6 protein-coding genes and 1 other RNA gene are annotated in these 3,777 nt (G+C 61.8%); 4 read left to right on the top strand and 3 right to left on the bottom strand.

The genetic code is table 11. The annotated features are described in order from the left end of the window. Nucleotides 1–278, bottom strand: a 278-nt coding sequence (locus ACE3OH_RS20640) for a division/cell wall cluster transcriptional repressor MraZ (RefSeq protein WP_374357599.1), incomplete at its 3' end; no start/stop codon positions are given. A 318-nt stretch (nt 279–596) separates the two neighbouring features. Between ACE3OH_RS20640 and ACE3OH_RS20635 the strand changes: the two genes are divergently transcribed. From ACE3OH_RS20635 to ACE3OH_RS20620, 4 genes are all read left to right on the top strand, one after another. Then, on the top strand, nt 597–926 hold the full coding sequence (locus ACE3OH_RS20635; protein WP_374357596.1) for a hypothetical protein: 330 nt from the start codon (nt 597–599) through the stop codon (nt 924–926). Between the two features lie 25 nt (nt 927–951). Continuing rightward, a complete protein-coding gene (locus tag ACE3OH_RS20630) occupies nt 952–1,125 on the top strand; it encodes a hypothetical protein (protein ID WP_374357593.1) in 174 nt (57 codons plus the stop codon). Nucleotides 1,126–1,214: 89 nt separating this feature from the next. After that, complete coding sequence (msrP, locus tag ACE3OH_RS20625; RefSeq protein WP_374357590.1) at nt 1,215–2,147, top strand: protein-methionine-sulfoxide reductase catalytic subunit MsrP; 933 nt, start codon at nt 1,215–1,217, stop codon at nt 2,145–2,147. Between the two features lie 113 nt (nt 2,148–2,260). Further along, complete coding sequence (locus ACE3OH_RS20620) at nt 2,261–3,067, top strand: hypothetical protein (protein WP_374357587.1); 807 nt, start codon at nt 2,261–2,263, stop codon at nt 3,065–3,067. A gap of 7 nt (nt 3,068–3,074) precedes the next feature. Here ACE3OH_RS20620 and ACE3OH_RS20615 read toward each other — a convergent pair whose 3' ends face one another. Beyond that, nucleotides 3,075–3,362, bottom strand: coding sequence for a hypothetical protein (locus tag ACE3OH_RS20615; protein WP_374357585.1), 288 nt, complete (start codon nt 3,360–3,362; stop codon nt 3,075–3,077). Between the two features lie 165 nt (nt 3,363–3,527). Continuing rightward, an RNA gene (gene rnpB, locus ACE3OH_RS20610) (RNase P RNA component class A) lies at nt 3,528–3,777 on the bottom strand; the annotation flags it as partial.

The raw sequence follows: 3,777 nt of genomic DNA, 5'->3' as shown, positions 1-3,777 counted from the left end.
AGCAGGATGCGGCCCGAGCCGTCCATTTCCAGCTCTTCGGCGTGACCGAGGATCAAGCGCTGCAAGGCGCGCGCCTGTGGATTGAAGGCTGGCAGGTTGTTGAGCTTTTCCTGCACTGGCTCCCAGGCCGGTTGCGGATAAACCAGCAGGCACTGGCTGGGATCAACGGTGACGGTGAGGCGACCCGCGCAGCTCCCGGCCAGCGCGTCACGATGCTTGGCCGGAATGGCCAGACGCCCTTTGCTGTCGAGATTGAGGATGGCTACGCCGCCGAACATGTTTACCGCCAAAAATCCCGCACCGGGGGAAGCAGACTGATCACCCGGAGAGATGATCGCGCCGCACTGAATCTTGGGAGCAAACGACACTTTTTGCCACTTTGCCCCACTGCGCCCCACTATAGGGCAACAAAACAACACGGGTCAAGCGGCAGAATGACCATTTCTGTTTTTGCTACAATCACTTAGCGCTTATTTAGCCGGCGGCAAACAATGGCAATATTCCTTACGAAATAAAGGCTTATAAAGTTCTGTGAAAGTACGTTATTAACAAAGCGGCTTGACAGCCTCCCACCACCTGCCGTCAGGAAGTCCCGAATGCCCTATCGAATGATGTTTTTGCTTGGCCTGCTCGCCCTGGGCGCTTGTTCCCAGCTCAAAGAGACCGGCCGGGCCGTCACCCAGTACAACGGCGTGATGATGGACAGCGAGGAGCACTATCTCGGCCAGCGGCGCTACCGCATCGTGCTGCGCGGCTCATCGGTGCTGTTTGATGGCCAGGTCGAGCAATTCTTCCGCCGCCGCGCCGAGGATTACACGCGCAGCATGGGCTGCCGCGACTGGAAGCTGCTCGAATACAAGGCCGGCATCGAATCCACCTTGCTGGGCGCCCGCCGCTATGCCGACGGCGTGGTGGAATGCGCATGAACCTTTTCACTTCCACCGCGCTCCGATGATTTCCCGACTTGCCCGCTTCGCGCTGTTTGCCGTTCTTGCCGTACTTGCCTGGAACTTCCTGCTCAAACCAGCCACGCGCCAGCGTTTTCGCGGCTATATCGAGGTGCTGGCCTTTGCCCTGCTGGCCGCATCGGCCCTGGCCCTGATCTGGCGCTGGTACCAGGGCTGACAGAAGCGCTCTACCGCCGCGACCAAGCATGAGCTCGCCGTGCCGCCCGTTCCGTGGCGGTGGCTTGATCCCAACACAAGGAGTTAGCCATGCCCACCTACCGCCCGCCGCATATCGCCCCCAGCGACATCACCCCGGAATCGGTCTATCTGTCGCGTCGTGAGTGGATGCAAGGCGCGGCCGGGTTCGGTGCCGGCCTGCTGTTGCCACAGGCGTTCGGCGCCGATGCCGCCCTGCCCACCTTTTACAAAAGCCGCTACAGCACCAGCGAGGCGCCCAACAGCTTGCGCGAAGTGAGCAGCTACAACAATTTTTATGAGTTCGGCACCGACAAGTCCGACCCGGCCGAAACCGCCGCCAGCCTGCGCACCGAGCCGTGGACCGTAGACGTGGCGGGTGAGGTCGGTAGGCCACGCAAATTCGATCTGGCCAGCCTGATGAAACTGGCAGCGCTGGAGGAGCGCATCTACCGCCTGCGCTGCGTGGAAGGCTGGTCGATGGTGATTCCCTGGGTGGGCATTCCGCTGGCGGCCCTGCTCAAACAGGTGGAGCCGAACAGCCGTGGCAAATATGTGGAGTTCACCACCTTGCTGGCGCCCGAGCAGATGCCGGGCCAGAAGCAACGCACCCTGGACTGGCCCTATGTCGAGGGCCTGCGCATCGACGAAGCCATGCACCCGCTGACCATCCTGGCGGTGGGACTGTATGGCAAGCCCTTGCCCAAGCAGAATGGTGCGCCGGTGCGACTGGTGGTGCCGTGGAAATACGGCTTCAAGAGCATCAAGTCCATCGTCAAGATCCGCCTGCTGGAACAGCAGCCGACCAGTAGCTGGACCCGCGCCAATCCGGGCGAATACGGCTTTTATTCCAATGTGAACCCGGAAGTCGACCACCCGCGCTGGAGCCAGGCCACCGAGCGGCGCATCGGCGAATTTTCCAAGCGCAAAACGCTGATGTTCAATGGCTATGGCGATGAAGTGGCAAGCCTGTACAAGGGCATGGACCTGCGGCGCTTTTTCTGAGCGCCCCCCCCTGGCCTGCGCGCTTGGTGGCTGCGCGGTCTATCCTGACTGAGTTGCCCGCAGATACATCAGCCTGCGGGGCGGCTTTGTACCCTCAATGCCAGGAATAATGCATGCCTCGCCCATGGCGCCTAGCCTGCCTGCTTGCCCTGCTCGCCTCTGCCACGGCAACGGCCGGCTGCTTGCGCGAGTATTCCGCCTCGAATTCAGCCGGGCTTGGCTATATCGCCTTTCTTGACGATAGCGGCAGTCCGGCCGGCTTCAGTGCCGACTTCTACCGCGAGCTGGGGCGGCGGGTGGGCTGCAAGATCCGCTATGAGGTACTGCCGCCGCTGCGCCAGAACGCGCTGGCCGAACATGACCTGACTGCCCTGCTGGTGCCGGTGGTATCGAGAACCCGCCCCGAGCACCTGTTTGTGCCGCTGCTGGCCATACCACTGGACCTGATCATCCGGCGCGACCTGAATGTGCGCACCGTCAGTGCGGCAAAGGCCAATGCCAATGTGGTGTTCGGCTATATCTCCGCACTCAGCTATGGCCAGTGGGGCAATGCCTTCCTCGATGCCCTGCCCAAGGATCGCCTTGATGACACCCCCACTACCGATGCCTTGTACCGCAAACTGGCGGTCGGCCGGATCGGCGCGACCTTTGGCTATGCGCCGATGTACCGGCGCAATCTCGATATCTATCAGCTGATCGACACTGTGCGCATCATCCCGGTCGAGGAAACCCCGCGCACCGTGATGGGCCTGGTGATCGTGCACAAGCAGGTGCCGCCGGCCGACGAGCGCCAGCTACGCGAAGCCGCAGAATCGATGCGCCAGGACGGCACGCTGGCGCGCTTGCTGGCGCATTACCTGGGCGACACGGTGGCCAACGATATCGTCTGGCGCGCCAGCCGCGACCCGGTACCGCAATAAGGCCGGGCTAAGGCGCAAACAATCGACGTTTGCGGGTTTTGATATGGCTGGATGGGCGTGGTGCCAGGTAGCCACCGCACTCGCAACGGCGCAACTCCATCACCGCCGACTGGACTTGTGTCTCTGCCTCGGGCAAGGCCTCGGCCTGTGGCGCGGCGGCGCGCAGGCGCTGCATCAGATCGAAGCCCATGCGCAGGGTGGCCAGATTGCCTTCGACTTTGGGTGGATATTGCCGGGAAACAGCCTCGGCAGGCGCGAAAACGGCGGATTCGCCGAGCGTATCGGATGAACTCACTTTTTCCCCCTCGAATGCTCCCGTTTACGGGAGGTGACGCTTTTTTGTGCCCGCCTGCATCGTCGGCAGCCGGGATAGTGGCGCGAAGTATAGTGGTTAACCCGTACAAGGCAAGTTTGCCGTGCCAAAAAGCAGGGACCGCCATGGCGGTCCCTGTGTATTCCAGTGCGAAGCCGGCCTGTAAGCCGGGTTCTGTGACGCGATGGTTGCCCATCGCCGACAGTCATTCCTCTAGTACGACCATTGCTGGCCGTCTCAAGCAACCTACCCGCAAGCTCAGGGGGCCCCGTCAACGCTTGCCTATTTGGTCTTGCTTCGGATGGGGTTTAGCCTGCCTCGTCCTGTTGCCAGTCGAGCGGTGGTCTCTTACACGAAGGTCTTGCGACCCACCGTACCTGTTGCAAGGTACGCGCCT

It is taken from the genome of Chitinimonas sp. (assembly GCF_041904975.1).
Taxonomy (GTDB): domain Bacteria; phylum Pseudomonadota; class Gammaproteobacteria; order Burkholderiales; family Chitinimonadaceae; genus Chitinimonas.
Note: the sequence above shows the minus strand (reverse complement) of the source record. Positions and strands in the feature narration are given on the sequence as shown.